The 26513-nt window shown below is 64.3% G+C and carries 24 protein-coding genes; 8 read left to right on the plus strand and 16 right to left on the minus strand.

Annotated elements, in window-relative coordinates; translation table 11 throughout:
• A complete protein-coding gene (locus tag AC1ECK_RS20550) occupies window positions 1–798 on the minus strand; it encodes an ABC transporter ATP-binding protein (RefSeq protein ID WP_480322133.1) in 798 nt (265 codons plus the stop codon).
• Between the two features lie 100 nt (window positions 799–898).
• Window positions 899–1912, minus strand: a complete 1014-nt coding sequence (locus AC1ECK_RS20555; RefSeq protein ID WP_480322135.1) for an ABC transporter substrate-binding protein — start codon at window positions 1910–1912, stop codon at window positions 899–901.
• 441 nt (window positions 1913–2353) lie between these two features.
• Between AC1ECK_RS20555 and AC1ECK_RS20560 the strand changes: the two genes are divergently transcribed.
• The gene (locus AC1ECK_RS20560; RefSeq protein WP_480322137.1) at window positions 2354–2863 is read left to right on the plus strand and encodes a flavin reductase family protein; all 510 of its coding nucleotides are present in this window, start codon (window positions 2354–2356) and stop codon (window positions 2861–2863) included.
• A 118-nt stretch (window positions 2864–2981) separates the two neighbouring features.
• Here AC1ECK_RS20560 and AC1ECK_RS20565 read toward each other — a convergent pair whose 3' ends face one another.
• Window positions 2982–3497, minus strand: a complete 516-nt coding sequence (locus tag AC1ECK_RS20565; protein ID WP_480322139.1) for an Lrp/AsnC family transcriptional regulator — start codon at window positions 3495–3497, stop codon at window positions 2982–2984.
• A 131-nt stretch (window positions 3498–3628) separates the two neighbouring features.
• On the opposite strand from AC1ECK_RS20565, the gene kynB reads away from it, so the two are divergent.
• Genes kynB through kynA form a run of 3 tightly spaced genes read left to right on the plus strand, consistent with a single transcriptional unit; the run spans window position 3629 to window position 6546 of the window.
• Window positions 3629–4273 (plus strand): arylformamidase, encoded by a 645-nt coding sequence (gene kynB / locus AC1ECK_RS20570; protein ID WP_480322141.1) that lies wholly within the window; start codon window positions 3629–3631, stop codon window positions 4271–4273.
• Between the two features lie 43 nt (window positions 4274–4316).
• Window positions 4317–5567: a kynureninase gene (gene kynU, locus AC1ECK_RS20575; RefSeq protein WP_480322143.1), complete on the plus strand. Its 1251-nt coding sequence runs from the start codon at window positions 4317–4319 to the stop codon at window positions 5565–5567.
• Window positions 5568–5577: 10 nt separating this feature from the next.
• The gene (kynA, locus tag AC1ECK_RS20580; protein ID WP_480322145.1) at window positions 5578–6546 is read left to right on the plus strand and encodes a tryptophan 2,3-dioxygenase; all 969 of its coding nucleotides are present in this window, start codon (window positions 5578–5580) and stop codon (window positions 6544–6546) included.
• Window positions 6547–6596: 50 nt separating this feature from the next.
• On the opposite strand, the gene AC1ECK_RS20585 is transcribed toward kynA, so the two are convergent.
• From AC1ECK_RS20585 to AC1ECK_RS20615, 7 genes are all read right to left on the minus strand, one after another.
• Entirely contained in the window at window positions 6597–7334 is a 738-nt protein-coding gene (locus AC1ECK_RS20585) for an SDR family oxidoreductase (protein ID WP_480322147.1), read from the minus strand.
• Window positions 7331–8875 carry an FGGY-family carbohydrate kinase gene (locus AC1ECK_RS20590; protein WP_480322148.1) on the minus strand — a complete coding sequence of 515 codons (1545 nt, stop codon included), beginning with the start codon at window positions 8873–8875 and terminating at the stop codon, window positions 7331–7333. The genes AC1ECK_RS20585 and AC1ECK_RS20590 overlap by 4 nt, the downstream gene beginning before the upstream one ends.
• A 64-nt stretch (window positions 8876–8939) precedes the next feature.
• Window positions 8940–10028 carry an alcohol dehydrogenase catalytic domain-containing protein gene (locus AC1ECK_RS20595; RefSeq protein WP_480322150.1) on the minus strand — a complete coding sequence of 363 codons (1089 nt, stop codon included), beginning with the start codon at window positions 10026–10028 and terminating at the stop codon, window positions 8940–8942.
• 46 nt (window positions 10029–10074) lie between these two features.
• A complete protein-coding gene (locus tag AC1ECK_RS20600; RefSeq protein ID WP_480322152.1) occupies window positions 10075–11082 on the minus strand; it encodes an ABC transporter permease in 1008 nt (335 codons plus the stop codon).
• Complete coding sequence (locus AC1ECK_RS20605) at window positions 11069–12592, minus strand: sugar ABC transporter ATP-binding protein (RefSeq protein WP_480322154.1); 1524 nt, start codon at window positions 12590–12592, stop codon at window positions 11069–11071. The genes AC1ECK_RS20600 and AC1ECK_RS20605 overlap by 14 nt, the downstream gene beginning before the upstream one ends.
• Before the next feature lie 58 nt (window positions 12593–12650).
• A complete protein-coding gene (locus tag AC1ECK_RS20610; RefSeq protein ID WP_480322156.1) occupies window positions 12651–13613 on the minus strand; it encodes a substrate-binding domain-containing protein in 963 nt (320 codons plus the stop codon).
• A gap of 87 nt (window positions 13614–13700) precedes the next feature.
• Window positions 13701–14690, minus strand: coding sequence for an AraC family transcriptional regulator (locus tag AC1ECK_RS20615; protein WP_480322158.1), 990 nt, complete (start codon window positions 14688–14690; stop codon window positions 13701–13703).
• 507 nt (window positions 14691–15197) lie between these two features.
• Here AC1ECK_RS20615 and dalD point away from each other — a divergent pair.
• From dalD to AC1ECK_RS20630, 3 genes are all read left to right on the plus strand, one after another.
• A complete protein-coding gene (dalD, locus tag AC1ECK_RS20620) occupies window positions 15198–16604 on the plus strand; it encodes a D-arabinitol 4-dehydrogenase (protein ID WP_480322160.1) in 1407 nt (468 codons plus the stop codon).
• Window positions 16605–16779: 175 nt separating this feature from the next.
• The gene (xylB, locus tag AC1ECK_RS20625; protein WP_480322162.1) at window positions 16780–18261 is read left to right on the plus strand and encodes a xylulokinase; all 1482 of its coding nucleotides are present in this window, start codon (window positions 16780–16782) and stop codon (window positions 18259–18261) included.
• Between the two features lie 65 nt (window positions 18262–18326).
• On the plus strand, window positions 18327–19274 hold the full coding sequence (locus AC1ECK_RS20630; RefSeq protein WP_480322164.1) for a sugar-binding transcriptional regulator: 948 nt from the start codon (window positions 18327–18329) through the stop codon (window positions 19272–19274).
• Between the two features lie 81 nt (window positions 19275–19355).
• Here the strand turns inward: AC1ECK_RS20630 and AC1ECK_RS20635 are convergent, their stop codons facing one another.
• The 6 genes from AC1ECK_RS20635 to AC1ECK_RS20660 all read right to left on the minus strand — a co-directional run bounded on the left by AC1ECK_RS20635 (window position 19356) and on the right by AC1ECK_RS20660 (window position 25302).
• Window positions 19356–20708, minus strand: coding sequence for a purine-cytosine permease family protein (locus AC1ECK_RS20635; protein WP_480322166.1), 1353 nt, complete (start codon window positions 20706–20708; stop codon window positions 19356–19358).
• A gap of 224 nt (window positions 20709–20932) precedes the next feature.
• Window positions 20933–21928, minus strand: a complete 996-nt coding sequence (locus AC1ECK_RS20640) for a 5-oxoprolinase subunit C family protein (protein WP_480322168.1) — start codon at window positions 21926–21928, stop codon at window positions 20933–20935.
• Window positions 21918–22793: a 5-oxoprolinase subunit B family protein gene (locus tag AC1ECK_RS20645; protein ID WP_480322170.1), complete on the minus strand. Its 876-nt coding sequence runs from the start codon at window positions 22791–22793 to the stop codon at window positions 21918–21920. The genes AC1ECK_RS20640 and AC1ECK_RS20645 overlap by 11 nt, the downstream gene beginning before the upstream one ends.
• Window positions 22790–24223, minus strand: coding sequence for an acetyl-CoA carboxylase biotin carboxylase subunit (locus tag AC1ECK_RS20650; RefSeq protein ID WP_480322172.1), 1434 nt, complete (start codon window positions 24221–24223; stop codon window positions 22790–22792). The genes AC1ECK_RS20645 and AC1ECK_RS20650 overlap by 4 nt, the downstream gene beginning before the upstream one ends.
• 4 nt (window positions 24224–24227) lie before the next feature.
• Complete coding sequence (locus AC1ECK_RS20655; protein WP_480322174.1) at window positions 24228–24470, minus strand: acetyl-CoA carboxylase; 243 nt, start codon at window positions 24468–24470, stop codon at window positions 24228–24230.
• Window positions 24471–24522: 52 nt separating this feature from the next.
• Window positions 24523–25302 (minus strand): 5-oxoprolinase subunit PxpA, encoded by a 780-nt coding sequence (locus AC1ECK_RS20660; protein ID WP_480322176.1) that lies wholly within the window; start codon window positions 25300–25302, stop codon window positions 24523–24525.
• Window positions 25303–25570: 268 nt separating this feature from the next.
• Here AC1ECK_RS20660 and AC1ECK_RS20665 point away from each other — a divergent pair, with 268 nt between their 5' ends.
• Complete coding sequence (locus AC1ECK_RS20665; RefSeq protein WP_480322178.1) at window positions 25571–26491, plus strand: LysR family transcriptional regulator; 921 nt, start codon at window positions 25571–25573, stop codon at window positions 26489–26491.
• Window positions 26492–26513 lie beyond the last annotated feature (22 nt).

Genomic DNA, 26513 nt, shown 5'->3' on the forward strand with positions numbered 1-26513 from the left:
TCATGCAATCTGTACTTCTTCACGCAGGTCGCGCCAGATGTCGCGCGAGATTTCGATGAAGCGCGGGTCGTAGCGAATCTCCGAGGTGATACGCGGACGCGGCAGATCGATCTCATAGACCTTCTTGAGCGTGGCGGGCCGCGCGGTCAGCACGAAGACCCGGTCGGCCAGCGCGATGGCCTCTTCGAGATCGTGCGTGACGAACACCACCGATCCCGCATTGCCGGACCACAGTTGCAATAGCTCGTCCTGCATCAGCGTGCGGGTTTGCATGTCGAGCGCCGAGAACGGCTCGTCCATCAGGAGAATTTCCGGCTTGTTGATGAAGGTCTGCGCGAGTGCAACGCGCTTTCTCATCCCGCCCGAGAGCTGATGCGGATAGTGCTTGCCGAACTTTTCGAGGCCGACCCGGCGCAGCCATTCATGGGCTTCATCGTGCGCCGCGGACTTCGAGCGGCCGCGATACAGCGGACCGGCCGCCACGTTGTCGAGCACCGAGCGCCATGGGAACACGGCATCGGCCTGAAACACGAAACCGATGCGCGGGTCGATGCCGTTCACCGGCGCGCCCATCACGCGCACCTCGCCGGTGGTCGGCTTGAGCAGCCCGGTGATCATGCTGAGGGTGGTCGACTTGCCGCAGCCGGTCGGGCCCACGACGGCGACAAATTCGCCCTTGGCGACGGACATGCTGAAGTCGCGCAAGGCGACTGTCGCTTTGCCATCCGGGCTGATAAAACGGCACGACACCGAGCGAAACTCGATGACCGGAACGTGTTCGGAAACAACAGGATTCATAGGATCAATCCATAGAGATGCACGCAGCCGCAACGGCGCCGCTTCAGGCACGACGACGTGCCGCCGCGCCTTTGCCACGCGCAATCGGCCGCAGCCGGGCTTATTTCGATGTAACGAATTCGTTGGTGTAGGTTTTCGCCAGGTCGATATGCTTGCCCTTGACCGACGGGTTGAATGCCGAAAGCACCTTCAGTACCGTGGCCGGACCGTCGGCCGGCATCTTGCCGTCGGCGGTGTACATGGGCAGCGACGCCTTGAGCGCGCTCACATACATGGCTTTGTCTTTCTGGTAGTCGTCCGGCATCTTCGCCGCGATTTCCTCGGCGCTATGCGTGTGGATGAATTGCATGGTGCGCACGAACGCATGCGCGAGTTTCGCGGCGTCCGCCTTGTGGGCATCGGCCCAGGCGCTCTGCACATAAAGGCTCGAAGCCGGGTAGGTGCCGCCCAGCGCCGCCTTGGTCCCCTCGACCGTGCGCATGTCGACCAGCACCTTCGCGTCGCCGGACTTTTCCAGCGCCGACACCGTAGGCTCCGTGGTCATGCCGGCGTCGATACGGTTTTGCTTGATGGCCGCGATGAAGCTTGCATCGGCGCCGACCGGCAACATCGTGTACTCGTTCGACTGGATGCCGTGCTGACCCGCGAGATATTGCGTCAGAAAGCTGGTCGACGAGCCCAGCCCGGTCACGCCGAGCGTCTTGCCTTTCACGTCGGCCATCGATTTGACGGTCTCGGCCGCTTTGGTGGAGACCATTTCGACTTCGCCCGGCACCTGGCCGAACACGACAATCGCCTTGACTTCCTTGCCCTTGGTCTGCAGGTCGATCGTGTGGTCATAGAAGCCGACGACACCCTGGACCGCCCCGGCCAGCAGCTCGTTTTCCGCATCGACGCCGGCAGGCTGCGACTGCAGCTCGACGTCGAGACCTTCGTCCTTGAAATAGCCGAGCTGTTCGGTGAGACGCGCCGGCAAATAGATCAGCTTCGTGATGCCGCCGACCATGATCGTGATCTTGCCATCGTCGGCTGCCGCCGCATGTTGCGAGGCAAGGGTCAACAGTACGCTGGAAGCGACGGCGATCTGTCGAAAGGTGCGGAAGGTCGGTTGCATCGATTTGTCTCCATTGTTGTCGCCGGCGGCGGATTGCCGCTCGTCTGCATTAATGGCGCGATTCTATGGGGCAGAACCCTTCTCAACGCTTTCATGGCGCGGCATTTACCGTACGGGATTTCCATGAGTGAGAATTGACGGGCGCGCGCCCCCGGCAAGCGTTTTCGGCGAGGCCGGGCACCGCGGCGGCTCAGGATAGAGCGAGAAACGCTGGAAGATGAAGCTGGAACGATCCGGGAGGAACAGAGAGGCTGGCCGCCAGTGCCGGCGGCTAGCCGTTAGCGGTATTGATAGCGATAGCGGCCAAGGTTCGCGGCCAGTTCGCCCGCGATTCCGTTAAAATTGAAACAAATCGCCGATCTTCTACATGACTTTCGATTCAATTCACTTCCTTCGCGCCCGCCCCGCGACCACCCGGCCAGCCCAGTGGACCTGCGTCCAATGAAGCGCGCCACTCCGCCCAACTTCGACCAGCTCGCCTTCAAAAAGGCGCTGGGTCAGTTCGCCACCGGCGTCACGGTCATTACGACACGGGCGGAATCGGGCCAGTTGATCGGCATCACGGCCAGCTCGTTCAATTCGGTTTCGCTCGCGCCGCCGCTCGTGCTCTGGAGCCTGGCGACCCGCTCGGCGTCGATGCCGGTGTTCCAGGCGAACAGTCACTATGTCGTCAACGTGCTGGCCGCGTCGCAGCTCGATCTGTGCAAGCGCTTCGCCACCGTAAAGGGCGATCGCTTCGAGGGCGTCTCGCACGCGGCGGGAGACTCCGGCATGCCGGTGCTCGATGGCGCGCTGGCGTGGTTCGAATGCCACAACCGCAGCCGCTATGAAGAAGGCGACCACGTGATTTTCGTCGGCGAAGTCGAGCGCTGCGGCATCCGCGAGGATGCGGGCGAAGTCGCGCCGCTGGTATTCCAGAACGGCCAGTTCCACGGGCTGAAGCCGCTCTAGGCGGCTTGCGGGATCAGCCGGGCCGGCCGCGGGTCGTTCCGGCGCCTTCCCTGCAACCGGCTCCATCCGGATCACGCTCAGGCGGCCACGGCAAACCCTTCTCCCCGCGTTTGGCCCCTCAGTCGCCCGCGGCCACGCTGCTTCTGGCCATCACCCCCGGCACCAGCGCCACCGGCACGCCCGAATCCTCCTTGAGCGTCTGCAGCACGATGTTCGAGCGGATATCCATCACGCCGGGCGCCTTATACAGCCGCTGCAGCACGAAATCCGAATAGTGCTTGAGGTTGTGCGCCAGCACCCGCAGCAGGTAGTGGGTCTCGCCCGTCACGACGAACGCCCCGACCACCTCCGGCCAGTCCCGCAACGCCTCCGCGAAACGCTCGTGCCAGTTTTGCTGGTCGTTGCGCATCGACACCTGCACGAACGCCTCCAGTTCGAAGCCCAGCACCTCGCGGTTCAGGCACGCCCGGTAACGTTCGATCACCCCTTGCTCTTCCAGCAAGCGCAACCTTCGCAGACACGCGGAGGGCGAGAGCGAGATCCGCTCCGCCAGGTCGAGATTGCTGATCCTTCCCTCTTGCTGGAGCACCGTCAAGATACGGCAATCGGTGGCGTCGAGCGAGATCGCGTTCATATTCGGTCTCCCTTTCCCGTTTGGATCAAATTATGTTCCAAGGGAGACCAAAAAACGAGATTTTTTCGCAAGCACATTTCGCGACGCCCCACCTATCATTCGAGGCATACACTGCAAGGCAGGTCGGAGACATGACTACACTCTGGGATATCACCCCCGCCGTCGACGCCGCGACGCCCGTCTGGCCGGGCGATACGCCGGTCACGATCGAGCGGGTCTGGCGCATGGAAGCCGGCTCGCCGGTCAACGTCGCGCGGCTCACGGTCTCGCCGCACACCGGCGCGCACACCGATGCGCCGCTCCATTACGACGCCGCAGGCGCCGCCATCGGCGCGGTGCCGCTCGACGCGTACCTGGGCCGCTGCCGCGTGATCCACTGCATCGGCGCCACGCCGGTCGTCACGCCCGAGCATCTGGCCGGCGCGCTCGAGCGCCTGCCGCCGCGCGTGCTGCTGCGCACCTACCAGCACGCGCCGGTCACGGCGTGGGACAGCGCGTTCTGCGCGGTCGCGCCCGCGACGATCGACCTGCTGGCGGCGCACGGCGTCAAGCTGATCGGCATCGACACGCCGTCGCTCGACCCGCAGGAATCGAAGACGATGGACGCCCATCACCGCATCAGGGCGCACCGGATGGCGATTCTCGAAGGCATCGTGCTGGATGCCGTGGCGCCCGGCGACTACGAACTGATCGCCCTGCCGCTCAAATTCACCTCGCTCGATGCAAGCCCGGTGCGCGCCGTGCTGCGCGCGCTGCCCGCCGTCGAGTCCGCCTGATTCTGATTCCAACTCCCTCTGATTTTTTTGACTCTGAACCATCATGAAAAACCGTGACGAAGCCCTAGCGCTCGACCGCGCCGACCCGCTTGGCGCGCTGCGCGAGCAGTTCGCCCTGCCCGCGGCGACGATCTATCTCGACGGCAACTCGCTCGGCGTGCCGCCCGCCGCGGCGGCTCAGCGCGCGCAAAGCGTGATCGCCGCCGAATGGGGCGAAGGACTGATCCGTAGCTGGAACAGCGCGGGCTGGTTCGCGCTGCCGCGGCGCCTCGGCAACAAGCTCGCGCCGCTGATCGGCGCGGCACACAACGAGGTGGTCGTCACCGATACGATCTCGATCAACCTGTTCAAGCTACTGTCGGCCGCCGTGCGGATCGCCAATGAGCGCGACCCGAAGCGGCGCGTGATCGTCTCCGAGCGTTCGAATTTCCCGTCGGACCTGTATATCGCGCAAGGTCTTATCGAGCAGCTCGACCGGGGCTACGAACTGCGCCTCGTCGACGATCCGTCCGAACTGCAGGCGGCGATCGGCGACGACACGGCGATCGCGATGATCACGCACGTGAACTACCGGACCGGCTATATGCACGACATGGCCGCGCTGACGAAACTGATTCACGACAAGGGCGCGCTCGCGCTGTGGGACCTCGCGCATTCGGCGGGGGCGGTGCCGGTGGACCTGAACGGCGTCGGCGCCGACTACGCGGTCGGCTGCACCTACAAGTATCTGAACGGCGGCCCCGGTTCGCCGGCCTTCGTCTGGGTGCCGCACCGCCATCAGAACGCGTTCGCGCAACCGCTGTCGGGCTGGTGGGGCCATCGCGCACCGTTCGAGATGAACCCGGTCTACAAGCCCGACGACGGTGTGGGGCGCTTCTTGTGCGGCACACAGCCGATGGTGTCGATGGCGCTGGTCGAATGCGGACTCGATGTGTTCCTGCAAACCGATATGCAGGCGATCCGCCGCAAGTCGCTGGCGCTGACCGATCTGTTCATCGAACTGGTCGAAGCGCGCTGCGCCGAGTTTCCGCTCACGCTCGTCACGCCGCGCGAGCATGCACAGCGCGGCTCGCATGCGAGCTTCGAACATCCGCACGGCTATGAAGTGATGCAGGCTTTGATTGCGCGTGGGGTGATCGGCGATTATCGCGAGCCGCATGTGTTGCGCTTCGGTTTTACGCCGCTGTACACGCGCTTTGTCGATGTATGGGACGCCGTCGAAACGCTGCATGAGGTGCTCGCCAAAGAGAGCTGGCGTGCGCCCGAATTTGCCGCTCGCGGCGCGGTGACCTGAGGAGCCTGCGATGACCGACCATATGCAAACGCCGGGGATACCCGGTTCGCCGGAAGCGTCCGGTGCTGCGCCGGTGCAGGGCGGCTGTCCGTTTGGCCACAGCAGCGGCGCTGCTGCGGCTCACGCTGCGCCGGCGCCGCACGTGCCGGCGGCGGACGACGACGGCTGGCACAACGCCCAGCTCGATTTTTCGAAGTCGATGAGCTATGGAGATTACCTGTCGCTCGGGTCGATCCTCTCCGCCCAGCATCCGCTCTCGCCCGATCACAACGAGATGCTGTTCATCATCCAGCATCAGACCAGTGAACTGTGGATGAAGCTCGCGTTGTACGAACTGCGCGCTGCGCTCGACGCGGTGCACCGCGACGAGTTGCCGCCTGCGTTCAAGATGCTGGCGCGCGTCTCGCGCATCATGGAGCAACTGGTGCAGGCGTGGAGCGTGCTGTCGACGATGACGCCGTCCGAATACACGGCGATGCGGCCTTATCTGGGCAGCTCGTCCGGGTTTCAATCGCATCAGTACCGGCAGATCGAGTTCCTGCTCGGCAACAAGAATGAGCTGATGCTGAAGCCGCATGCGCATCGGCCCGAGGTGCTCGCCGAAGTCACGGCGACGCTCGAGGCGCCTTCGTTCTATGACGAGGTGATCCGGCTGCTCGCGCGGCGCGGCTTTGCGATTGCGCCGCAGCGGCTCGCGCGCGACTGGACGCAGCCGACTACGCACGACGCATCGGTGGAAGCGGCGTGGCTCGAGGTCTATCGCAATCCGTCACAGCATTGGGAGTTGTACGAGATGGCCGAGGAGCTCGTCGATCTCGAAGACGCGTTCAGGCAGTGGCGCTTTCGGCATGTGACGACGGTCGAACGGATCATCGGCTTCAAGCAAGGGACAGGCGGCACGAGCGGGGCGCCGTATTTGCGCAAGATGCTCGATGTCGTGCTGTTTCCGGAGTTGTGGCACGTAAGGACGATGCTCTAGTCCGTCCGCCCGGTAGTCGTACTAAGTCCCCGGCACGGCGCGCATCCGCCTCAGCGCGCCGTAAAACCCCCGTCAATCGGCAACGCTGCCCCGCTAATCATCGAAGCCGCATCGCTGAGCAGAAACATAATCGGCTCCGCCACCTCACGCGGCTCCGCAAACCGCCGCAACGGAATCCCCTGCAGCGCCGGCCCGCGTTTCGCCGGATCGCTCCACGCCTGCACGGCCATCGGCGTGAGCGTGACGGTCGGATTCACGCTATTCACCCGAATCCCATACGGTCCAAGTTCGATACACAAGGCTCGCGTGATCGCATCCATTGCGGCTTTCGACGCGGAATAGCTGAGGTGATCGTCGAGCGCGACGAGCGCCGCCTGGCTCGACACATTGACGATGCTGCCCCTGCGCTTGCCGTAGATCATCCCTCGCGCCACGTGACGCGCCACCAGCGCCGCGCCCCGTGCGTTGACCGCCATCACGTGGTCGAAACTCACTGCGCTCGTATCGATCGCCCGTTCGAGCAGCGCAATGCCCGCGCAATTCACGAGGCCGTCGAACGGATCGAGGCCCTCTAGCGCATCGTCAATCGCGGCCGGATCGCCGACGTCGAGCACCAGCGGCTCGCAGCCGGTCTCCTCGGCGAGGCGCGCCAGTTCGTTGACGTTACGCGCCGCCGCGACGACACTCGCGCCGCTCGCGCACAACAACTCGACGGTGGAGCGGCCGATACCGCTCGAAGCGCCCGTCACCAGCACCGAGCGCCCGGAGAAATCGAAGGTCGTTTTCATGTGGGTTGCAGCCGGTGCATGACCGGCTTCAAGGCAGGGTACAGATCAGTGTAGACGCCAAAGCGCTCCGCATACAAAGCGACGCGTCGAGCCTCCGGCCGGGCCCGCTCGATCAGCTTGACCCAGCCGCCTTGCGCGGCCTCCTGCGACACCAGCTTGACGCCGAGCGCCGCCAGCAGCGCGGCGCCCATCGCCGCCTCCACTTCCTGTTCGATGGTGAAGACGGTGTAGCCGGTGATGTCGGCAATGATCTGCATCCACAGATCGGAATGCGCCGCGCCGCCCACGACGATCAGCTTGTCGTCGAGCGATTGCGCGCCTTTACGTCCCGCTTCGATATTGTGCTTGAGCGCAAACGACACGCCTTCCAGCACCGCGCGATACAAATGTGCACGCGTATGAAACAGGCTCAAGCCGACAAACGCGCCGCTCGCCTTCGCATCCCACACGGGGCTGCGCTCGCCCATCAGATACGGCAGAAACAGCACGCCATCGGAGCCCGCAGGAATTTTCGCCGCGGCCTCTTCGAGCAGTCGATGCGGATCGCCATGCGGCAAGGAACGCGCGGCTTCGGTTTCGGCATGGCAGAACTGCTCGCGATACCACGTGACCGATGCGCCCGCCGTAATCGCACCGCCGAAGATATAGATATCGTGCTGGCCGTTGAACACGTGAGGCATGCTGATCAAGCCATGGCGCGCATCGACGCTCTGGTTGATATAGCCCCAGCACATGCTGGTGCCGATCATCGCAACATGCTGGCCGGCGCGTGTGACGCCTGCTGCAAACGTCGCCATGGCGGCATCGACACCGCCCGCGACGATCGCCGTGCCGGCCTTCAATCCAAGCTGATCGGTCCATTGCGACAGCAAGCCGCCCACCACTTCGGACGAGTCAACGAGCCGCTCCGGCATCATGGTTGCCGGAATGCCGAGCATGTCGAGCGCTTCGTCCGACCAGTCGCGCCGGGCAATATCGTAGACACCGCCGATGTTGCCGGCCGAACTGTGATCCACCGCCACTTCGCCGGTGAGCAGATAGATCAGATACGCATTGGGCGGCAGAAAATAGCGCGTTTTCGACCACACGTCCGGCTCGTGTTCGCGCAGCCAGAGCATCTTCGTATAGCCGTAATAGCTGTCCACGCCGTTGCCGGTAATCGCATACAGGCGATCGAGGTCGACGTTCCCGCGCACCCATTCGACCTGGTCGGTGGCGCGGCGGTCCATCCAGATCAGGCATGGATAAAGCGGGCGCATTTCGCTGTCGACCGGAATGCCCGAGCCGCCATACAGGCTGCTCACGCAGACGGCCTTGATCGACGCGGCGGACACGCCAGCCACTTTGGCCTTTTCGACACAGCGCGAGATACAGTCCACCACCGCCTTGAGCCACACTGAAGGCCATTGTTCGGCCCACAGCGGTTTCGGCGTATCCGGCTGATAACTGCTCGCGTGGTGCGCCACGATCGTGCCGTGCTGATCGACGACTAGCGCCTTGGTGCTCTGGGTGCCGATGTCGACGCCGATAACGTAATCCATACAGTCTCCGTTCTTGTGCCGCTTTTTGCGTGCGCTCATAAGCGCGTTGCGCCCGAGCGCAGGATCAGGTCCTTGGCTTCATCAGCACCTTGATCGAATCGAGCGAGTTCGCGGTCTTGATCGCCTCGTCCCACTCTTCCAGCGAAAAACCGTGAGTGACGATGCCCTTCGACGTCACCAGCCCGCGCGCCAGCAGATCGATAGCGATCGGGTAACAGTACGGCCCCAGATGCGCGCCGCGTACATCGAGCTCCTTGCGATCGCCGATCACCGACCAGTCCATTGTAGTCTCGCTGCCGAACACTGAAAACTCGACGAAGCGTCCGAGCTTGCGGATCAGGTCCATGCCCTGCGTGACGCCTGCCGGCACGCCGGTCGTTTCGATGTAGACATCGCAGCCGTAGCCCTGCGTCAGCGACTGGACAATCGCCAGCGCATCGTCCTGCTGCGGGTTGATGGTCACGTCCGCGCCATATTCGCGGGCCAGCGCGAGACGCTCTTCCACCAGGTCGATCACCACCAGCTTCTTCGGTGTTTTCAGATGCGCGACCTGCGTCATCATCAAGCCGAGCGGTCCAGCACCCGCGATTACGACCACGTCGTCAAGCTGCACGTCGCCGCGGTTGACCGTATGAATCGCACAGGCGAGCGGCTCGATGATCGCTGCATCTTCCAGCGAAATGCCGTCGGGAATCTTGTGCACGATCGCAGTCGGCGGAATGCGCATGTACTCGGCCATGCCGCCGTCGGCGACTTCGCGCTGAAAGCCGAAGATGTTATGCACTTCGCACATCCAGTACTGGCCGGCCTTGCAATAGCGGCATTTGCCGCACGGAACGATCTGTTCGGCAATCACGCGCTCGCCGAGCTTCACGTCGAAATGTTCGGCCGCGCCTTCGCCCAGTTCCTCGACGAAGCCGAAGAACTCGTGCCCCGGAATCACCGGCGCCTTCACCCACGGGCTCGGGCCGCCCCAGAACATCTTCGCGCCGGAGTGGCACTTGCAGTCGCTCGCGCAGATGCCGCACGCAGCGATGCGAATCACCAGTTCGCGTGCCCGCGCCTTTGGTTTGGCCACCTGTTCGACGCGGTAGTCTTCAGGTGCATGACAGACGATGGCCGTCATGTTTTGTGCGTTGTCTTGAGTCGTCATTGCATTGTCCTGCGAGAAAGGAAAATCAATCGTTCGAAGCGGCAGTTCACGTGCGGCGATCGCGGCTGATATAGATCGCGAGCAGGATGATTCCGCCCTTGATCACGTTCTGCACATACGGGTTCACGCCCACCATGTTCAGTCCGTTGTTCAGCACACCGAGCAACAGCGCACCGATCAGCGTGCCGATAATCGAGCCGCGTCCGCCGGAAATCGACGTGCCGCCCATCACCACCGCGGCAATCGCGTCGAGTTCGAAGCCGATGCCGGCGTTCGGCTGGCCGCTCATCAGGCGCGCGGTCAGGACGATGGACGCAAACGCGGAGGTCAGCCCTGCCAGCATGTAGACGATCAGCTTCACGCGAGCCACGCGCACGCCGGAGAGGCGCGTGGCCTGTTCGTTGCCGCCGATCGCGTAAACGTAGCGCCCGAACGGCATGCGTTCGAGCAGCACCCACGCAATGGCGTAGATCGCCAGCATGATGACGACCGGCGCCTGCACGCCCAGCACCTTGCCGCTGCCGAAGAAGCCGACCCAGTCGGGCAGGCCGTCGATCGGATAGCCACCCGTGTAGATCAGCGCGAGACCGCGGGCGATCCCCATGGTCGCGAGCGTGACGATGATGGGCGGCATGCCGGCATAAGCGACGAAAAAACCGTTCGCCGCACCGAAGCCGAGACCCACAGCAATACCGACCACCAGCGCCGCCACTGCATTCATCCCCGCCACCATCAACCCGGCCGCGAGCGTGCCCGATAGCGCCATCACGGAGCCGACCGACAGGTCGATGCCGCCCGTCAGGATCACGCAGGTCATGCCGACTGCGATGATCGCGTTGATCGACACCTGGCGCAGCACGTTCTCGATGTTCGCCGCCGACAGAAAGCTGTTGCTCGCGAACACCATGACGAGGCACACCACCAGCAGGCCGACGAACGGATAAAACATCGTCGAACGTTTGAGGCCGGCCCACGAAAGACGAACCGGCGCACCGGCTGAATTGCCGCTGACGGCGGATGCCTTGGGCGATGAAGAAGGATTAGGCGTGTTCATGGGTTGCTCCACGAGAAGAGCCTGCTGTGGCGTAAGTCATCACGGCGTTCGAGTCGATCTCGTCGCCTGCGAGAATCGCTTCGATGCGGCCCTGACGAAACACCGCCACGCGGTCGCACATGCCGACGACCTCCGGCAGTTCCGACGAGATCATGATGATCGAGTAGCCGCGCGCGGTGAGCTCGCGCATCAGCAGGTAGATCTCCGCTTTGGCGCCGACGTCGATACCGCGCGTCGGTTCGTCGAAGATCAGGATGTGGGTGTGATGATTGAGCCAGCGTGCAATCACCACCTTCTGCTGATTGCCGCCGGAGAGCGTCGCCACCTCGGTATGCATGCCCGGCGCCTTGACGCCGACGCGCTTCATGATGTCGGCGGTCGCGCGCGCTTCGCTGCGCCGGTCGATAAAGAACCGCAGCGCGCGGTATTTGCCGAGGTTGTTGATCGAGATGTTCTGCTTGATCGAGAAGCCCGTCACGAGCCCTTCGGTCTTGCGGTTCTCGGGCAGGATGCCGACGCCCGCTTTCAAAGCGTCCGCTGGGTCCGACAGGTTGGCCGCGGCGCCGTTGATGCGAATCTCCTTGACGTGAGCCGGGTCCGCGCCGATCACCGCCAGCGCGGTTTCGGTGCGCCCGGAGCCGACCAGTCCCGCGAAACCCAGAATCTCGCCTTCGCGCAACGAGAAGCGGTTCACCGGGCCGTCCTTATGCAACTGCAGCGCGTTCACGTCGAGCACGACTTTCGCATCGGTGCGCAGCGACGGCTTGGGTGGAAAGCTGCTTTCGATGCGCCGCCCCACCATCATCTCGACGAGCCGCCCCACATCGGTGTGCGCCACCTCCGTGACGCCGACGTATTGCCCATCGCGCAACACGGTAATGCGGTCGCACACTTCGAAGATTTCTTCGAGGTGATGCGAGATGAAGATCATCGCCACACCCTGCTGCTTCAGATCACGCATGATCGCGAACAGATGTCCGGCTTCGGCGGGCGTGAGCGTCGCCGTCGGCTCGTCGAGGATCAGGATGCGCGCATCGAGCGACAGCGCCTTGCCGATTTCCACGAACTGCTGCTGCGCGACCGACAATTCGCGGATCTGCACCGCGAGATCGATCGTCACACCGAGCCGCGCAAAAATCTCCGCCGCGGCGCGCCGCATCCGCGCCCGGTCGAGCATGCCCAGGCCATTGCGCAACTCGCGGCCAAGAAACATGTTCTCCACCGCGTTCAGATACGGGATCAGGCTGAACTCCTGGAACACGATGCCCACGCCGGCGGCCACCGCGTCGTGATAGCTGGCGAAGTGCCGCTCCTGACCATCGAGCGTGATCGTGCCTTCATCGGGCTGATAGATGCCGGACAAGATCTTCATCAAGGTCGACTTGCCTGCGCCGTTCTCGCCAAGCAGCGCATGAATCTCGCCGCGCGCGATCTCCAGGTGAATGCCCTGCAGCGCCTTCACGCCGGGAAAGCTCTTGGTGATCCGCTCGAGTTTGAGTATCGGGTCCATCGGGTCCTCCTTGGCTGCGCGAGCGGCACGCCGTAAAGGCGCGCCACTCGCGTACGGCTTACCAGCTAAAGCCCTTCGCGTTGCTCTTGTCGATCAGCTTGACGTCGACTGGAATCGCCTTCGGCACATTGGCGCCCCACTTCTTGGCAAGCGCAACGCCGAACGCGATGCGCACCTGGTCGGCCGGAAATTGCGCCGACGTCTCGATGAACTTCGAGTTCGGCTTCTGGATCGCCGTAATCGCTTCCGGCGCGCCATCCACGCTGGTCAGCTTGATGTCCTTGCCCGACGATTCGATGGCCGAGAGCGCGCCCATCGAGCCGCCGTCGTTGACGCTGAAAAGACCCTTGAGATTCGGATGCGCCTCGATCATGTTTTCGGTGACCGTGAGCGCGGTCGCACGCTCCTGCTTGCCGTTCTGCGTGTCGGCGATCTTCACGTTCGGAAATTTGGCGAGCGCCGCCTTGCAGCCGCGCACGCGTTCCAGAATCGGCACCACCGGAATGCCGTCGAGAATCGCCACTTCACCGCTGCCGCCAATCGCCTTGGCGAGGTAATCGCACGACATCTGGCCGGCATCGAAATTCTTCGAACCGACGAATGAATCGACCGGGCCGTTCGCGTTCGCATCCACCGCCACCACCACCACGCCCGCCTTCTTCGCCGAGACGACCGCCGACTGGATGCCGGTCGAATCGGTCGGGTTCACCAGCAGGATGTCGATCTTCTTCTGCAGCATGTCCTCGACGTCGCTCACCTGTTTGCTCACATCGTGGTGCGCGTCGGTAACCACCACATCCGCGCCGATGGTTGCCGCCGCATCGTTCAAGGCCTTTTGCATCGTCACGAAGTACGGATTGTTCAGTTCCTGAAACGTCATGCCGATCTTGAGCGGCGTGGCCTGGGCAGCGCTCGCGGCGGCGAGCGACACGCCGAGCGCGAGCGCCGCGCAGATGGCCGACGGGCGTGCACGGCGCATGAGGGAATGGAACGAGGCCTGCTTCAGCATGGTTTGCGTCATGGTTGTCTCCAGATTTTGAGGATGAGCACATCCCTCGCGCGGTCTCGAGCCACGCGATGAGTGTTGAAACACGGGTGAGGTGAAGCGTTACGTCGGTGGATAGGCGGCCGGGGCGGTCCGCGTGTGGCTGTGGGTCTGCACGGCCGGTACGATCGACGGCGCGTTGGCGATGCCGGCGCCGCGGGCGGCCGCTTCTTCGGAGGCGTCGCGGCTCGCGTCGTTCAACTGCTGGTAGCGGCGAAACTTCGAGGGCGCCATGCCCTTGGCGATCAGGAACTGCCGGTTGAAATTGGACAGGTTGTTGAAGCCGACCTTGTAGCAGATGTCGGTCACGCTCAACTCATCGTCCATCAGCAACTGGCAGGCGAGATTGATGCGCATGCGGTTCACGTACTGGACGAACGGCATGCCGGTATGACGGCGGAAATAGCGCGAGAAGGCGCTCACGCTCTGGCCCGCCAGTTGCGCGAGATCCGACTCGCGCAACTCGGTGGACAGATTCTTGCCGATATACGACAGCGCATGGTTGATGCGCGTCGCGGCGAAACCGGTCGGATCGGCCTGATAGGCCGGGCTCGCCAGCAGTTCGGTATCCTGTGCATTGACCAGCGCTTCGAGCATCGACAGGAACAGCACGATGCGGCGCAAGCCGCGCGCATTCAGCAGCTCGAGAAACAGCGGCCGGATCGCCGCACTGGTCTGCGCACCGAATGACACGCCGCGCCGCGAGTCCGCCAGCAAGGCTTCCACCTGACGCCACTCCGGAAAGCTCTCCATGCAGTGCGCGACGAACTCCTGGCCGAACTGCACGACCAGATTGCGCTGCTCGATGGTTTCGCCCTCGGGCACCTCGCTCACCCAGTTGTGCGGCAGGTTCGGCCCCATCAGCACCAGATTGCCGGGCGCGAAACTGCCGATGTGATCGCCGACGAACATCTTGCCCGTGGTCGCCACGATCAGATGGATCTCGTACTCGGGATGGAAATGCCAGCGCACCGTACGGTACGGATAACCGTGGTACCACGCCTTGAACGATTCGTCGCGGCGCACGGCCACGAGTTCGAGATCGGGTTGCACGTGTCTTCCTCCATTGAAGCGGCTCTGCGGCAACGCCGGTTTCAGGCGCGCCGCGGGTCTTCGGTTTGTATAGCGAAAATTAGCCTGCAAAGCCGCGGCGCACCACTAAAAATGAAACCGTGGACCGATACTTTTTTGCATTCGGGTTACTCCCGACGCTTTGCAGGTCAAATTTGATGCAATGCAGCAGCCCTGCGAAGTCGCCTCGCATAACGCCCCGCGTCCTCCACCCATCCCATACAAGCCCCGCCACGCGGCGCTGCGCCACAAATTGACGCGTTTGCCGCCTTGACTTTCGATTCGCCGGGTACGATCATTCGCTCACATGCAGAGCAAATGCTCCAAATCAGAAAATGCACGTGCAGACCATGCGCGAAAGACTTTCACAACCATATTGTCTGGGAGCGGAGTAGGCGCTGAAGCGTTAACTCGAATCCCGGCGCAATCACTTGCATGGGACCGGAGTAAGCGCTGAAGCGCCAACTCCGGTCGACATAGGAGACGCACATGAACAGCGGCCAAGGCGGCGTCGCGGACGCCCACGTGATCTTGCACATTGGCGCAGGATCGTTTCACCGCGCCCACCAGGCGTGGTATCTGCACCGGTTGAACGAGCTACGCAAGGAAGGCGAACCGCGCTGGTCGCTCACCGTCGGCAATATTCGCGGCGACATGAATCCCGTGCTCGAAGCGCTCGCGGCGCAAGGCGGCGTCTATACGCTCGAGACCGTCACGCCCGCCGGCGAGCGCGCGTACGAGACAGTGCGCTCGATCGAACGCGTGGTGCCGTGGTCCGACAGCCTCGACGGGCTGATCGAAGCCGGCGCCGATCCGGCCTGCAAGATCATCGCGTTCACCGTGACCGAAGGCGGCTATTACCTCGACGAGCACGACCGGCTCGACACGGCCAACCCCGATCTCGCCGCCGACCTGAACGGCGCGCAGACCACCATCTACGGCGCGCTGGCGGCGATCCTCGAAGCGCGCATGCAGCGCAACGGCGGCCCGGTGACGCTGCAAAGCTGCGACAACCTGCGCAGCAACGGCGAGCGCTTTCATGCGGGGATGAGCGAGTTTCTCGAACGGCGCAACGCCAACGCACTCGCGGCCTGGTTCGACGCCAACACGACCTCGCCGAGCTCGATGGTCGACCGCATCACGCCACGGCCCACTCCCGATGTGCGCGAGCGCGTGCTGGCCGCCACCGGCTTCGACGACGCGGTGCCGGTGATGGGCGAAGCGTTTATCCAATGGGTGATCGAGGACCGTTTCTGCGCCGGACGTCCGGCGTGGGAGCAGGTCGGCGCGGAACTGGTCGACTCGGTCGTGCCGTACGAAGAGGCCAAGATCCGCATCCTGAATGCCACCCATAGCTGTATTGCGTGGGCCGGCACGCTGGTCGGGCTGAACTACATCCACGAAGGCACGCACGATCCGGAGATCCGCCAGTTCGCGTTCGATTACGTCACCCAGGACGTGATCCCCTGCCTCACGCCAAGCCCGCTCGATCTGGCGCGCTACCGCGATGTCGTGCTCGACCGGTTCAGCAATCCCCATATTCAGGACACCAACCAGCGCGTCGCGGCGGATGGCTTTTCGAAGATCCCCGGCTTCATTGCGCCGACGCTCGCCGAATGTTTCGGGCGCGGCGTCGAGCCGGCCGCCACCGCGGTGCTCCCGGCCCTGTTCTTCCGCTTTCTCGACCGCTGGCAGGCCGGCAAATTGCCGTATGCGTATCAGGACGGCGTGATGGACGAACGGGTCGCACGCGGCTTCTTCACCGCGCCCGATCCGCTGCAGGCGTTCTGTGCCGACCGGCTGCTGTGGGGCAGCATGGCGCAGACGGCCCATCTGGAGAAGGCGTTGCGCGGCGCATTGGCCCGCGTGGATGCGTGGCTGGCGAAGCGCGCATGAGGTCCCGGGGGCGCGCCCACCGCGCCCCCGCCTACGCCTGCGCCCGTGCGTGCGCCTCACGCCCGGCCACGCGTCAGTCCGGGCGGCTCCAATCGCAGCCAGGTCTAACGCCCATGGCATCTACCGCCGTGTGCGGCTAAAGTAGCGCATCCCCAACGACGAAGGTTCCGCGCCCATGTATCTCGGCATCGACCTCGGCACGTCCGAAGTGAAAGTCCTGCTGCTCGCGTCCAACGGCCGCGTGATCGGTACGGCAGGTTCTCCGTTTACCGTTTCGCGCCCGCATCAGCGCTGGGCCGAACAGAATCCCTCCGACTGGTGGGACGGCACGCGCGCCGCCCTGTTCGCGCTGCGCGCGAAGCATCCCGACGAGTTCGCCCAGGTGCGCGGCATCGGCCTGTCCGGGCAGATGCACGGCGCCGTGCTGCTCGATGCGCAAGACCGCGTGCTGCGCCCGGCGATCCTGTGGAACGACATGCGCAGCGTCGAGGAATGCGCCGAGCTGACCGCACGCGCGCCGGAACTGCATCGGATTGCCGGCAACCTCGCCATGCCTGGCTTCACCGCCCCCAAGCTGCTGTGGGTCGCGCGCCATGAGCCGGAAATTTTCCGGCAGACCGCGAGCGTGCTGCTGCCAAAGGATTATCTGCGCCTGCAACTGACCGGCGACAAGGTCTCCGATCCATCGGACGCCGCGGGCACGCTGTGGCTCGACGTGGCCAGGCGCGACTGGTCCGACACGCTGCTCGCCGCCTGCGACATGCGCCGCTCGCAGATGCCGCGGCTCTGCGAAGGCAGCGAATCGTCCGGCACCTTGCGCGCCGACGTGGCCCGCGAATTCGGCCTCAGCGAAGGCGTGGTGGTGGCAGCCGGCGGCGGCGACAACGCGACGAGCGCCATCGGCATCGGCGCGACGCAGCCGGGCGACGGCTTCGTCTCGCTCGGCACCTCAGGCGTGCTGTGCGTGGTCGGCGACAGCTTCCGGCCCAATCCGGCCTCCGCCGTGCATGCGTTTTGCCACGCGATTCCGGACCGCTGGCACCAGATGAGCGTCGTGCTGTCGGCAGCGAGCTGCCTGCGCTGGGTCTGCAAGCTCACCTCCACCGACGAGCCCACGCTGCTTGCCGAAGTCGAAGCGCTCGCACCCGAGGCTTTGACGAGCGCGCCGTTCTTCCTGCCGTACCTGTCCGGCGAACGCACACCGCACAACGATCCGTATGCGCAGGGCGTGTTCTTCGGCATGAACCACGCCACCGACCGCGCGCTGCTCGGCTACGCGGTGCTCGAAGGCGTGAGCTTCGCGCTCACCGATGGACTCGATGCCCTGCGCGCGGCCGGCACCGAAGCGAGCGCGCTGTCGCTGCTCGGCGGCGGTGCGCGCAGCAACTACTGGGCACAGTTGCTCGCCGACGCGCTGAACACCACCACGCGCAAGCACGGCGGCGGCGAAACCGGCGCCGCACTCGGCGCGGCCCGTCTCGGCTGGCTGGCGGCAGGCGGCGATCCGGCGCTGGTGCTCACCAAGCCGCCCGTGGAACTGGAATTCACGCCGGAGCCGGCCAGGCACGCGGCATTGCGCTCGCGCCTCGATGGCTTCCGGGCGCTATACCGGCATGTGCGGCCGCTATTCGACCCGTCGCGCGAGCGGCTGGCTTAACGTTCATGCCGACATCAGCAGGCTGAGCCGCTGCTATCCTCGGCGCAAACCACAAGAAGCCCATCGTGCCCAAGTCCAACGAAAAACTCGACCTTGCCACGCGCGCCGCATGGCTCTATTACGTCGCCGGCAATACCCAGAACGAGATCGCGGAGAAGCTGCAGGTCTCACGCCCGGTGGCGCAGCGGCTGGTCGCGTTCGCGGTCGAGAAGAACCTGATCCGCGTGCGCGTCGATCATCAGCTCGCGGATTGCCTCACGCTCGCCGAGCAGTTGTCGAAGCGCTATGGGCTGTCGATGTGCGAGGTCGTGCCGGTCGACAGCGACGCGCCCGAGGAAATCGACCGCAAGCTGGCGGTCGCCGGCGCGCAGGTGATGGAACGCTACCTGAGCGAAGAAAAGCCGATGGTGATCGCGGTCGGCAGCGGCCGCACGCTCAAAGCCGCGGTCGATCAGATCGCCCAGCTTGACCGTCCGCAGCACCGCCTGGTATCGATGGTCGGGGCGATCGCCCAGGACGGCTCCTCGAACCGCTATGACGTCGCGCTGCACATTTCGGAGAAGACCGGCGGCAGACATTTTCTGCTGCCCGCACCGCTGCTCGCCGATAGCGAAGCCGAGCGCGCGCAGTGGTGCAATCACCGTCTGTACCGGATCGTCGAAGCGCTGACGGGCAAAGCGGATGTCGCGTTTGTCGGGATCGGCAACGTCGGACCGCATTGTCCGCTGCACGAGGACGGCTTTATTACGGCGGCCGAAGTAAAGGAACTGGTGCAGCGCAAGGCGGTGGCCGAAATGCTCGGCTTGCCGATCGACGCGTCGGGTGCGCACGTCGATTCGCCGACCGGGCAGCGCGTCACCAGCGTGGCGCTGGATTCGCCGCCGCGGCGGCCCACCATCGGCTTCGCCGGCGGCGAGCGCAAACACGAAGCGGTGATTGCGGTGCTCAAGGGCGGCTGGCTGTCGGGACTGGTGACCGACGAGTTGTGCGCACGGGCGGCGCTGGAAGCCTGAACCCGCTACGCGGCGCTCGCTCGACCCAGCGCGGCCCGGCGCGGCCCGGCGCGGCTCGCCATGCGCCGCGCCGTCCCCGCCCTAGCCTCGCACGAACCACGTCCGCTTGGCGGACACCAGCATCCCCCGATACACGAGCCATGACACCACAAAGGTCGAGGGTGCCGAGAAGGACTGCGCAAGGCCGGGCACATTCATCAGCACGAGACCGGCGAACGCCCCCGCAAACCAGGCCGTCAAACCGCCAGGGTTGAATGCAGGCACGTGCGAGTCGCGGCATTCGATCTCGCCGCCGAGCAACTCGTCATAGCGGGTCGACAGGATGTGCGCCAGCGCCACGCCCACCCAGGCGACCACAAAGATGCCCTGATAGGCGAGCGCCTGCAGGATCTTCGAGAACACATCGGCCATCATCAAGCCATAGACGACCACCCCGACCACGAGCGCCCACACGAACTTCGGCGCGCGCAGGCCCGCCACTTTCTGAAAGAAAGCCTGCATGTTGATCGCGGCGAGATAGTAGTTCGCGGTATTGATGCGCGACTGCGTCACCCACACGAACAGCAAGCCCCAGATCCCCATGAGTTTCAGCAGCGCAAGCACGACCGACACTTCGGAAAGCGTACCCAGCGCCGGAGTGGAGCTGACCAGATAAATGCCCACCGCGCCGTTCAGGAGGAACGTCACCAGATAGAACGGCATGCCGAAGTTGAAGCGGCCGTGATACGTGGCGTCCTGTTTTCGGCCGAAGCGCGCGTAGTCGAAGGTGAACATCATCAGCACCCAGACGCCCATGTAGTAGACGAAGCAACTCCACCAGCCGTCGGCCGGCACCGCGCCCTTCGGTCCGAAGTCGAGCCACGCAGCGTTGTAGCCGTATTCATGCGTAGTCAGCACGACCGCGGCGACGAGCCCGAGCAGATAGAACGGCAGCAGAACGCCATTGAATCTGTCGAGCCAGTGCTGGACACTGCCGAACACGAGCGGCACGCTATAGCACACGACGATCAGCGCCGCCCACCGGTAATCGAGTAGCGGAAACAGGCTGTGCGCCGCGACGGCGATCACGGAGCCTTCGAATACCGCGTAATAGATCGCCGTTGCAAAGAAGATCAAGGTAGCCAGCGCGGCGCCCGCGCTGCCGAACAGCATCCGCGAAAACAGCGCGACGCTGAGCCCGGTGCGAATCGCGTAGCGGCTGATCACCGCGTTCACGAGACCGTAGGACACCACCGATAACGCCATCCCGATCAGCGCGTTGCGCGCGCCGTAGTTGAGCGCAAGCGTCGCGCCCACGACGATGTAGAACACGGCGCTGCACACCGCCCACCACGCCATCGTGAGCGAAAACGCGGGCATCCGCGCGCCCTCCGGAATGGCGAGCGTCGATAGATCCAGTTCGCCTGCGGCTGCTTCCTGTGCCAGATTGGCCATGATCGTGCTCCTCAATACACTTGCAGGTTGGGGACTGGCGCCAGCGCACAACGTGTGGCGAGAGGGCGGCGCCTGAATGACAACGGGTATTGCGCGAAACCGGCGAACGCAGGTTCCCCCGCACGGCACGAAGCCGCGCGTGAGCGGGAAGTCGCGAACGAAGTTCAGTGAAGAAGAGGGACCGGCGTGCGGCCTGGCCGGCCCTTGAGCGCATGTTCCGCGCGCTAGCGCAGCAGCACCTCGCGCAAACGCGCCAGCCGCAATTGCGCGTCCCGCCGCGCAGCGAGCGCCTGTGTCATCGTGACCGGTACGAAGCGCGCAAGATGGTTCGGCTGCATTTGCCCGATCCGATCCATGTCCGCGCTGATCACCGTGCCGATCGTCGCGTAGCCGCCACCCGACACCGCATCGCGATGGAGGATGATCGGCTCGAGACCGCCCGGCACCTGAATCGAGCCGATCGGGTAGCAGGCGTCGACAATGTTCGACGGATCCGCGCCGGCGCCGAACGGTTGCTCGCGTTCGCGGAACTGGAGCGGCCGGCCCTGCTTGTAGCGGTAACCGATGCGGTCCGCTTCAGGCGCGACCGCCCAGGTGTCTTCGAAAAACGTGCTGGCCGATTCATCCGTCAGGCGATGGTGATAGAGACCTGGCAGCACGCGCAATTCAACCTCGCGCGTGAGCGCAACACGCAACGCGTCGGGAAGTGCCGTGCCTTCGCGGGCCGGACCTCTGACACGGCCAACGCTCAGGACGTCGCCCTTGTGCAGGCGCCGTCCCTGATGCCCGCCGATCGCGCCCAGTGCGTACGTCGAGCGGCTGCCGAGCACCTCCGGCACGTCGATCCCGCCGGCCACCGCGAGGCAGGCCCGGGCGCCGCCTTTCACGTAGTCGAACGTCAGCGTGCTGCCGGCCTTGATGCGCAACGCCACGTTGCACGCTTGCACGATGCCGTCGATCTTCGGCGTCATCTCGGCGCCGGTCACCGCAATCAGCGTATCCACGTTGAACAGCAGTTGCGGTCCCAGCAAGGTGCACTCCAACGCCGCCGCCTCTTCAGGATTGCCGACCAGCAGGTTGGCCGCGCGCAGCGCGTATTGATCGAGCGCGCCGGAAGGCGGAATGCCGACGTGGTAGTAGCCCTGCCGGCCGGCATCCTGTACCGAAGTCGCCAGACCGGGTTTGATCACCTCGATGGCCTTGAGCGGATCAGTCGGCATCGAGCACCTCCACCAGTGAACGGTTGTATGCGTCAGGGTCACGCATGAAAGCGCCTAGCGAGAAATCCACCGGACGGACGCGCAGCGAAAACGTGCCGGCTTCGACTTCGGCGACGGCCTTGTCGTAGGCAGCGCGGTCGATCGGCTTGAACTTCACGATATCGCCGGGCCGGAAGAACACCATGAAATCGCGCAGGTAGTCGAGACGCTGGGCCGGATCGAAAATCGGCGCGGGCGTCACACCGAACATCTGGTAGCCGCCTGCCCCGCGCACCGAGTAGATGCAGCCGAAGCAGCCGCCGTGGCCGACGGTCAGCTTCGGCGTATCGGTACGCGGCCGCAGGTATTTGGGCACCTGCAACTGGCGCTTGCGCTCGACCATCTGGAACATGAACGGCAAACCCGCCACGAAGCCGACCATCGACACGAACCACGGCGAACCGGCGTGCGCAGCGATGAAAGCGTCGACGTCTTCGTAGCCGTTGATGCGCGCGGCGTATTGCAGATCGGTCGAGTCCGGGTCCTGGTGGCGTTCACGAAAGCGCATCAGCGTTTCGTGGGTCCACGGGTCCCCGTAGAGCACCGGAACTTCGACGATACGCGTCGCGATGTTCAGATCGGCGTCGCCGACCTCGGCCTCGATGGCCTGCAGTACCGCAAGGAGCACCTCCGGCGCGATGACATCCGGATCGTAGCGCACCTGGTAGGACGCATTCGCCGGACAGATCTCCGTCACGCCAGCCACTTTGCGGCGTTGCAGTTCTCGGGTGATCGCCGTGCCCTTGAAAAAGGCCTCGAGCGACATGTCCTCGCTGATCTCGACGAAAATGAACTCATCGCCGCCGAACGTGTATCGGATCGTCATGCTGCCTCCACGGATCGCTGTGCGCGCCAGCCGGCCATCCACGCTTCGAGAAAGTTGGTGTGATAGCGGCCGGCACGCACGTCCTCATCGGCCAGCAGGGCGCGATGCAGCAATGCGGTCGTCTTCACGCCGCCAATCTGCAACTCGCGCAACGCTCGTTCGAGCCGCGCGAGAGCCGCGGGCCGGCTCTCGTCGGACACGATCAGCTTGGCGAGCAGCGAATCGTAAAACGGTGGCACGGTGTAGCCCTGATACAGCATCGAGTCGATGCGCACACCCGGGCCGGTCGGCCACACGAGTGCGTCGATGCGGCCCGGGTTCGGGCGGAAGTCCTGCTCGGGATCTTCTGCGTTGATCCGGCATTCGAGCGCCGCACCACGCATCGCAATGTCGCTCTGGCGAAACCGCAACGGCTCGCCGTCGGCAATGCGCAGCGTTTCGCGAACCAGGTCGACGCCCGTGATCGCCTCCGTGACCGGATGCTCGACCTGAATGCGTGTGTTCATTTCGATGAAGTAAAACTCGCCGCGCGTGTCGTCGAACAGATATTCCAGTGTTCCCGCGCTGCGATAGCCGACGTGCCGTGCCAGCCGCGTCGCGGACGCGCACAGCGCCTCACGCAAGGCAGGGGTCAGCGACGGCGAAGGCGCCTCTTCGAGAATCTTCTGACGGCGCCGCTGCAGCGAGCACTCGCGCTCGAACAGATGCACGACGTCCCGACCGTCGCCGAGCACCTGCACTTCGATATGCCGCGCCCTGGCAATGAAGCGTTCGAGATACACGCCGCCATCGCCGAACGCGGCCTGCGCCTCGCGTTGCGCGTGCGGCAGTTCGGCATCGAGTTGCTGCGCGTCGTAGGCGACGCGGATGCCGCGTCCGCCGCCACCGGCCGCCGCCTTGATCATCACCGGATAGCCGATGCGCGCTGCAATCTCGCGCGCCTCGCCGAGCGACAGGACAATGCCGTTGCTGCCGGGCACCGTCGGCACCTCGGCGCGCTGTGCCGTTTCGCGCGCGCGGGCCTTATCGCCCATGGTCGCGATCACATTCGACGAAGGTCCCACGAAAATCAGCCCGGCCGCTTCGACCGCGCCCGCAAAGGCGGCGTTTTCGGAGAGGAAGCCGTAGCCGGGATGAATCGCGTCCGCCCCGCATTGCTTTGCCGCGGCAAGAATGGCTGCCGGATTCAGATAGCTCTTTGCTGCGTGCGCCGGGCCGACAGGCACCGCTTCGTCGGCCATGCGCGCCGCCAGGCTGTCGCGGTCGGCATCGCTGACGGCGGCGACCGCGCGCATGCCAAGCTCATGCGCCGCGCGAATCACGCGAACCGCGATCTCGCCGCGATTCGCCACCAGCACCGTGCGGATGCGCTGCGGCTGGTAGAAGGTTGTCGTGGACGCGTCGGCATCCGTCGGGTGGGTTGCGCTCATCACGTTAAGCCTCGATTCGCATCAGAACCTGTCCGGCATCCACCGGTTCGCCGTCTTCGACAAGAATCTCGGTGACCTGTCCCGCGACGGTCGCCTCGACGTCGCTGAACTGCTTCATCACCTCCACCAGTCCGACCACCGCACCGTCTTCGATTGACGCGCCCACTTCGACGTACGGCGCCGCGTCCGGCGACGCGCGCCGGTAAAAGGTGCCCGGCAAGGGACTGACGATGTCATGTTGTGCCATCTGTTGTTTGCTCCTCGTGTCTGGTTTGGTGCCGATGCCGGTCCGATGGGTCTCAGTGCGCCAGCGCAGGCAGCGGCGCGGCCACGCGGATGTCGTGGCGCGTCAGCAGCGCGCGCGTCGACTCCACCAGCCTGAGCGCGCCGGGCGTATCGCTATGGATGCACACCGAATCGAACTCGATCGCAATGTCGTCGCCGTCGACCGTCGCCACCCGCCCTTCGACACAGGCCCTCAGCACCTTCGCCGCCACCTGGTCCGGATCGAGCCGCCCGACCCGGCGCGTAAAGACGATCGAGCCGCTCCTGTCGTAATCACGGTCCGCGTAGAACTCGCGAATCACCGGCTGACCGAGTTCGCGCGCAATCCGGTAGGTGACCGACGCTTCCATGCAGTACAGCAGGAGCTTGGGATCGAGCCTCTGCAGCGTTTCGATCAGCAGGCGCGACAGGTCTTCGTCGCGCGCCGCCAGCATGTAGAGCGCGCCATGAGGCTTCACATGCTGCACGCTGATGTTGTAGAGCCGCGCGAACTCGCGCAGCGCGCCGAGCTGGAAAACGATGTCGTTGACGAGCGCCTGCGGCGCCTCGGTGATCGTGCGCCGCCCGAATCCCGCCAGATCGCGAAACCCGGGGTGCGCCCCGACCCCGACACCCGCCTGCTTGGCGAGCTGCACGGTGCGCGCCATGATGTTGGGGTCGCCTGCGTGAAAACCGGTGGCGATGTTGGCGGAACTGATGAGCGGCATGATCTCCTCATCGACACCGTCGCCGATCTGCCATGCGCCAAAACCTTCGCCCATGTCGGAATTCAAATCGACGCTGTGCTTCTTCATGCTGAATGTCTCCCTGGGTCAGCAGCCCCGGTGCGCCACCACAACGCACCGGGCCGGTTCAGAGAAACATTAACTGCCCGTTGCCCGCCAAAATAGTTCTATTTTTATATGGGACGTTATCTGTTTTTCAGATGTCTCGTTCGCCGGTTGAACCCGCACAAACCTGTCTCGCAGGCCATCCCGCCTGGCATAGCAAAAGGAGCAGGTATCGATTTTTGGCGAAGATAAGATACTGCTCGGTGAATTATCATTTTTTCAGGCGGGCGGAATGTCCTTGACCCTAAGGCAGCTCAAGTATTTCGTCGCCACGGCGGAGCTCGGGCAGATCTCGCAAGCAGCGATTCAACTGACGATTTCGCAGTCCGCCGTCACCAACGCGATCAAGGAGCTCGAAGACAGCCTGGGCACGCAGTTGTTCCTGCGCACCGCCGCCGGCGTCACGCTGACCACTACCGGCCGGCGCTTCCTCAACCAGGCGTACACGATCCTGTCGTCGGTCGATGAAGCGATGCGGATTCCGAACCTGGAAAGCACGCTCACCGGAACCCTCGCGATCGCCGCGAGCTATACCGTACTGGGCTATTTTTTGCCGCATCATCTGCAGCGCCTGAACACGCTGTATCCGCGGCTGACGATTCAACTGCACGAACTGAATCGCGAATCGATCGAGGAAGGTTTGATTGCGGGCCGCTACGATATGGCGGTGCTGCTCACGTCGAACGTCGCGAATCCGGAGTTGACGCTCGAGCCGGTCATCCATTCGGTACGCAGGCTTTGGCTCTGCGCGCACCATCCATTGCTGAAGCGCGAAAGCGTCACGCTCGCCGACGTTGCGGCAGAACCCTTCGTCATGCTGACGGTAGACGAGGCGGCCTATACGGCGTTGCGCTACTGGAACGAGACGCCTTACCGGCCGAACGTGAAGTTGCGCACTTCGTCTGTCGAGGCGGTGCGCAGCATGGTGGCAAACGGCAGCGGTGTGGCGATCCTGTCCGACATGGTGTATCGCCCGTGGTCGCTGGAGGGACGGCGGATCGAGACGATGCAGTTGCGCGATGCGGTGCCGCCGATGAGCGTAGGTCTCGCCTGGCGCAGAAACGCAGAATTGAGCCCGGCGATGCATGCCGTGCGTGAATACTTCCGCCACACCTTCATGGAACCGCGCGCATTGAGCGCCGGCAATCCATAAGCCGGGGCCATAATCGGCAAAC

This window comes from Paraburkholderia sp. SSBN10T, from assembly GCF_056619545.1.